Source organism: Embleya sp. NPDC059237 (genome assembly GCF_042754105.1).
Lineage (GTDB): Bacteria > Actinomycetota > Actinomycetes > Streptomycetales > Streptomycetaceae > Embleya.
In genome coordinates, this window is sequence record NZ_JBHZAE010000013.1 from 326,036 (window position 1) to 332,109 (window position 6,074).

Below are 6,074 nucleotides of genomic sequence, written 5' to 3' on the forward strand. Positions count from 1 at the left end.
CGGGCACGGGTCGCCCACGCGGACAGGGCCGGCGCGATGTCGCCGATCATGTCCTCCCGGCCGCCGACCGGACCTCGCCGGCCGCATTCCATGAGGAGGTCGCGCACACTCCCGGGCCCAGGTCACGCGGTGGCCTCGCGCGCCTCGGTGAGGACGGCGAGGAGTTCCGCGCGGGCGGCCTGCCAGGCGGGGCCGTGGCGTTGCAGGGTTTGCAGGGTTTGTTCGGCCGTGTGGCGGCGGGTGAGGAGGTCGGGGCGGCGTTCGACTTCCACCTCGCCTGCCCATACCGTCAGCCGGCCCTGGATCGGGACCAACTGGGCGGTCTGGGCGGCGAGTTGGAAGGCTTCGTTCGTTGGGCGTTCCATCTCGGGCAGGCGGTGGGGGGCTACGCGCGGCCCAGGTGACTAGTGTTTGAGGAACGCTATCGCCTGGGCGAGGGCCGGGTCCTTGCCGGTGGAGCGGTCCGCGGCGGTCAGCGGCGCGTAGATGTCGGGGGGTACGCCGATGCCGTCGACGATCTCGCCGTTGGCGCCGATGGCGCGCTGCGAGGGGAAGCGGATCGCGCTCGTGTTGTCGGCGAGCGCGTACAACCGGGCGGGACCGGAGTTCACGCCCGCGGTGCGGGTGCCGATCAGGGTGCCCAGGCGCAGGTCCTTGACGCCGGTCGCGAACGCCTCGCAGGCGGAGGCGCAGCCGTCGTCGGTGAGGGTGACCATCGGCAGGTGCAGCAGCGGGGTGCTGTCGTCGACGCGCTGGGCGTCGCAGCGGCCGTTGGCGTCGCAGAAGGAGAGGACCGTCGCGTCGTGGATGAAGGCACCCAGCAGTATGTTGCCTTCGTCGGCGACGCCGCCGCGGTTGCCGCGTACGTCGAAGATCACGCCGGTGAGCGTCGTCGTCGCCCGGAGATCGGCGATGGCCTTGAGGATCTCTTGGGCGACGCCCGGGTAGAAGGCGTCGAAGCGGATCCGAGCTATGCCGCCGTCCAACACCGCGGCGTCCACGCGCGGTTGCGGCGGTGGGGGCAACTCGCCAGGGGTGACCGTCAGTTGCCGCGTCTCACCGGTCGCGGGACGGCTTATTGCCAGCGTCACCGGGGTGCGTTGCGGAGCGGGCGGGCGCAGCAGGTCCAAGACTCCCGGGTTGAGTTTGCCGCTGGTGAAGGCCGGGACGCCGTTCACCGACTCGATGATGTCGCCGGGCGCGAGTCCGGCCACGGCGGCGGGGCTGCCCGCGGCGACCGCGGTGGCGAACAGCGGTCCGGTGAAGTCCGGCGCGGTCTCGGGGCGTGGCAGTGCGTAGTTCAGGCTGACGCCGAGGCCCCATCGGGGAACGCCCGGGCCCGGGACGGCGCCGGACGCCTGGTAACCCGCGTGATTGTCGTGGAGGGCGGCGAGCATGCCCTGGATCGCGACGACGGCGAGGGACGAGCGCAGCGCCCGGTCGTTCGGCACCGCGTCCAGTATCTCTTGGAGGCGCTTGCCGAAGCGCGCCCAGTCCTTGTCGCGGTGACCGGTCAGGGCGGGCAGCACGGCGTTCGGCTGGTCCCAACCGCGCTTGCGTAGTTCGCGGACGACGGCCTGGAAGGCGTACTGGAGCAGTATGCGGTCGTCGAGTCGCGAGCCGCCGTAGTAGTTGTCGAACAGGCAGTAGTACGCCTGCTGCACGGTAGCGACGGACGTGGGGATCGGTGCCTGCGCGGGCGGTTGGGGTCGGGTCGGATCCTGTGCGACGCAGGCGGCGGGCCGGCCCGCCGAGTCGGCCGAGGCGGTGAAGTCCGGAACGAGGATGCCCCCGGCGACCAGGCCGCCAACCAGTACGGTCACGCCCGTGGCTGCCGGCAGGCGCCGCTTTCGGGTCAGCGCCCGGCGCCGGTCCCCGCGCCCTCGGCCGACCGGCCCGGCGTCGGGCGCCGGGTCCTGGCGCCGCCCGCCCTCGGCTTCCGCAGGTGCACATTCGTCGATCCCGGTCGGCGCTGCCGGAGCGGATTCGGCCGCAACGGCTTGGGCGATTGTGTCGATGGTGGGCATGTCGTTGCTCATCTGGGCTGCTCCCGAACTCGCGTCAGTCCTGCGGACGCGGCGGCACCGCTGTCGGTGCGCCTGCCGCGCTGACGGAAGTTCTACCGAGCGGCCGGTTTCACGGCGGTTTCGTCGCCGCCGCGGGGAAGGCGATGGTGACCGCCAAGCCGCCGTCGGGGCGCGCGGCGGCGGTGAACGCGGCGTCGTGGGCGGACGCGATTGCCGCGACGATGGACAAGCCCAGGCCGAGGCCCGCGGCGTCGGCGGTGCGCACGTTGCGGGCCGGGCGGGTCGCGTCGAGGCGTTGGAACGGCCGGATGATCCGTTCGACGGCGTCCGCGGGTACGACAGGCCCGGTGTTGGCGACGGTGACCACGGCGCGGCCGTTCTCCGTGGCGGTGCCGATGTCGACGTGTCCGCCGGGCGTGTTGTAACGGATCGCGTTGTCGAGCAGATTGGCGACCAGCCGTTCGACGAGCGCCCGATGACCTGCGGTGACGGCCACGTCGAGCGACGGGCGCAGCGTGACGAGCCGGGCCGCGGCGTCCGTGCCGCATCCGACCACGCTCTCGGCGACGAGCCGGGCCAGGTCGACCGGGCGGCGCACGTCGACGCCCGCTTGGCCGCGGGCGAGGGTGAGCAGCGCTTCGATGAGCCGCTCCTGCTGCTCCCCCGCAACGAGTATGCGCTCGTGGGCGGTACGCAGCGACGCGATGCTCGGCTCGGGGTCGGCCAGCGCGACCTGGCCCAGCGCACGCTGCCGGGCCAGCGGCGTACGCAGCTCGTGGGAGGCGTTGGCGACGAACTGCCGCTGCGCCTGGAATGATCCCTCGAGCCGGGCCAGCAACGCGTCGAACGTGTCGCCCAGCTCCCGGAGTTCGTCCCGCGGTCCGTCCAGGGCAAGACGCCGTTGCAGGCTGGTGGCGGAGATGTCCCGCACGGTGGAGGTGATGGTCCGCAGCGGGCGCAAAATGCGACCGGCCACCACCCATCCGAGCAGCACGGATGTCACCACCATCAGCCCCAGTGCGAATCCGGACTGGACGATCAGGGTGTGCAGCATGGCCGACTTTTGGTGGTCGACGGTCCGCCGGACCTCCTGCTGAAGGGAGTCCGCGGCGGCCGGGTCACCGGGCCCTGCGTTCGGCCCCGCTCCGTCGCCGGGCGCCGGAGCGTTGACAGTCGGAGCGCCGCCGGTCGGAGCGCCGGCACTCACCTCACGCTTGACCACCGCGGGCGGACGTTCCAGGGCGCCGGCCACCAGCGCGTAGGTGATCGCCAACAGCGCCGCACCGCAAACCAGGAACAGCCCGCCGTACAGGGCGGTCAACCGCAACCGCACGGTACCGCGGGGCCGACCGGAGCGCACGATCCCGGCGGTGAGGCGACCGAGCCCACGGAGGAACGTCCGCGGGATCGGCCGGCCGGCCCGGCCCGCCATCCCGCTCAGGCGACTTCTCCCAGCATCCGATAGCCCCGGCCGGCGACCGTTTCGACGACCGGCGGCGCCCCGAGCTTGGCCCGCAGCCGGCTCACGGTGATCTTCACCGCGCTGGTGAAGGGGTCGGCCGTCTCATCCCAGACACGCTCGAGCAGTTCCTCGGCGGAGACCGCGCGACCCCTTGCGGCCAGGAGCAGTTCGAGCACGCCGAACTCCTTCGGCGTGAGCACCAGCGGCCGACCGCCCCGGACGGCGGTGCGCCGGCCGGTGTCGACGACCAGATCGCCGCACCGGACCACAGGCGGCACGGCCGGATGGGAGCGGCGCGCCAACGCGGCGATCCGGGCGACGAGCACCGGAAAATCGAAGGGCTTCGGCAGGTAGTCATCGGCCCCAAGCCCCAACCCGTCCACAATGTCGTCCGCCGTGGCCGCGGCCGTCAGCATCAGCACGCGACTGCGGCCACCGGCGGCGATCAGCGCCGCACAGACATCGTCCCCGTGCGTGCCGGGCAAGTCCCGGTCCAAGACCACCACATCGTACGCGTCGCGATCGGGCCCCAACACCCGCTCCAACGCCGCCTCGCCGTCGTACGCGAGATCGACGGCCATCTGCGCACGCCGCAGACCCACCGCCACGACCTGCGCCATCTCCTCGTCATCCTCGACCACAAGCACCCGCAACGCCCCGCCTCCACCCCACACTCGGCGACCCAGCGTCCCGCAGCCTAACCGGGCCATCGGGTCGACCGGGCCGATCACGGAGCCCTCCTGCTCGCGCCAACTGCCGGTGCGGCGGCGGATCGCCGAGCGGCTGCTTCCCCTGGTGCGTCCGAACGCGTGGGCAATCGACGACGTGCCCTTTCCCAAGGACGGTCGCATGTTCGCGGGCGTGGCTCCACAGGGCAGAGAGGGTGTACACGGCGCTGCCGTCGGCCTGGAGGCGGATCACGGGACGGTCCGGGCGGGACGATCGCGGCGCCCGTGGCCCGGCAGTCCCAGGTCGAGACGCTGCCGCATGTCCGGCCGGCCGTCGAGGCGGTTCTCGCCTGGGCCGCCACCGAGCGCAACTGCCCGGCCGGCTACGCCCCTGCGCCAACGACGAGTGCCGGCTGTTCCTGCTCGACCGCAGCCGCGCCCACCGCGCCCGCTGGTGCTCGATGGCCGTCTGCGGCAACCGCGCAAAGACACGCCGCCATCGCCGTACTCGGACTCCACGACGACGCGTTGCGCGCCCGGCTCGTCAAACTGAACGCCTGGACGGTCCGCGCGTTCGCCGACACCGTCCAGGGCGACGCCACTTCGGACGAACATCCGCTGCCGGATCCCGAACGCCTGCGTGTCATCGGCGAGTTCGTCTACGCGGCCGTCGACGGCATCGAGCTCCACCACGCACTCGGCGACTGCACGTACCCCCTGCCGGACCTGCTCGCCGTCCTCGACGACGTGGTTACCCGGCTGCTCGCGCAGGACAGCCCCTGACCTGCGCGAACGCCTGAGGCGCGGCGACGGGTGGGGGCGGCGCGAGGCGGCGGGAGGAGAGAGGAAGGCCGACCCGTCTCCGGGGTCGTGGTCCGGCCGAACGTCCCGAGGCCGGCCGTCCTCGCGGCCGTGGAGTGCGCCGGCATGTGGGCTGCCGTGCTATCCGGTCCCTGCGGCGCGGCCGGCGCGACGGGACAACTCCGCGAACGCCGCGCGCAGTTCCGGTGGGGCAACCACCTCGATCTCGGTGTCGAAGCGGGCCAACGCCGCCGCGAGAGCGGCCCAGGACCAGGATCCCGTCGTCAGCCTGGTCCGGCCGGCGCCGAGTTCCTCGACGACACCGTCGCCGGCGAACGGGGCCACCTCCGCCACCGGCAGGCCGAGGATCACCTCGCCACGGCACGGCCAGGCGTCCGCGCTCTCGGAACCCTTGAACCGGGCCGACAGGAAGGCGATCACGTCGCCGCCCGGCACTTCACGGGGAACGAACCGCGGCCCATGCGGAACCCGCGGTGTCATCCGATCGACCCGGAAGGTCCGCCAGTCGCCGCGGTCGGGGTCCCAGCCGACGACGTACCAGCGGCCGGCCCGCGCCACCAGGTGATGCGGCTGCACCCGGCGAGGCGGGCGCGGCTCGGCATCCTCGGTGCGCCCCGGTGAGCGGTAGTCGAACCGCAGCTCCTCCCCCGCGCGGACCGCGGAACTCAGCGTCAGCAGGATCCCGGTATCGACCTGCGCATCGACACCGTGCCCGGCCGCGCTGATCTCGAGGGCGTCGACTCGCTGCCGCAACCGCGACGGCAACACCTGTCGCACGCCGGCCAGCGCCCGCGCGGCCGCCTCCTCGATGCCCGCGCCCGTCCCGACGGCGATCCGCAACGCCACAGCCAGCGCAACCGCCTGCTCCTCGTCGAACAGCAGCGGCGGCACCTGGCTGCCCGCTTCGAGCCGGTAGCCGCCGTCGGGGCCCTTGACCGCCTGCACGCGGTACCCCAGCTCGCGCAGCCGGTCGACGTCGCGGCGCACGGTTCGCTCGCTGACGCCCAGCCGCTCGGCGAGCACGCCGCCCGGCCAGTCGCGGCGGGCCTGAAGCATGGACAGCAGCGCCAGCAGCCGGCTGGAGGTCGTCGTCGA

The 6,074-nt window shown here is 73.0% G+C and carries 5 protein-coding genes and 3 pseudogenes; 2 read left to right on the plus strand and 6 right to left on the minus strand.

The genetic code is table 11. The features are described from left to right. Positions 1–32 precede the first annotated feature (32 nt). The 5 genes and pseudogenes from ACFXKZ_RS35220 to ACFXKZ_RS35240 form a co-directional block, all read right to left on the minus strand. Positions 33–107: pseudogene (locus ACFXKZ_RS35220) on the minus strand (hypothetical protein); the annotation flags it as partial. A 15-nt stretch (positions 108–122) separates the two neighbouring features. Beyond that, positions 123–365, minus strand: coding sequence for a hypothetical protein (locus tag ACFXKZ_RS35225; protein ID WP_380006079.1), 243 nt, complete (start codon positions 363–365; stop codon positions 123–125). A gap of 39 nt (positions 366–404) precedes the next feature. Continuing rightward, positions 405–2,039 carry a S41 family peptidase gene (locus tag ACFXKZ_RS35230; protein ID WP_380006081.1) on the minus strand — a complete coding sequence of 545 codons (1,635 nt, stop codon included), beginning with the start codon at positions 2,037–2,039 and terminating at the stop codon, positions 405–407. 97 nt (positions 2,040–2,136) lie between these two features. Beyond that, positions 2,137–3,348 (minus strand): sensor histidine kinase, encoded by a 1,212-nt coding sequence (locus ACFXKZ_RS35235; RefSeq protein WP_380006083.1) that lies wholly within the window; start codon positions 3,346–3,348, stop codon positions 2,137–2,139. A 116-nt stretch (positions 3,349–3,464) separates the two neighbouring features. After that, on the minus strand, positions 3,465–4,142 hold the full coding sequence (locus ACFXKZ_RS35240; protein WP_380006121.1) for a response regulator transcription factor: 678 nt from the start codon (positions 4,140–4,142) through the stop codon (positions 3,465–3,467). Between the two features lie 100 nt (positions 4,143–4,242). On the opposite strand from ACFXKZ_RS35240, the pseudogene ACFXKZ_RS35245 reads away from it, so the two are divergent. Together ACFXKZ_RS35245 and ACFXKZ_RS35250 are read left to right on the plus strand one after the other, a co-directional pair. Further along, a pseudogene (locus tag ACFXKZ_RS35245) lies at positions 4,243–4,362 on the plus strand (transposase); the annotation flags it as partial. Positions 4,363–4,466: 104 nt separating this feature from the next. Next, positions 4,467–4,669: pseudogene (locus tag ACFXKZ_RS35250) on the plus strand (CGNR zinc finger domain-containing protein); the annotation flags it as partial. A gap of 430 nt (positions 4,670–5,099) precedes the next feature. Here ACFXKZ_RS35250 and ACFXKZ_RS35255 read toward each other — a convergent pair. Beyond that, positions 5,100–6,074 (minus strand): helix-turn-helix transcriptional regulator (locus tag ACFXKZ_RS35255; RefSeq protein ID WP_380006085.1); only part of this gene is annotated, 975 nt, incomplete at its 5' end.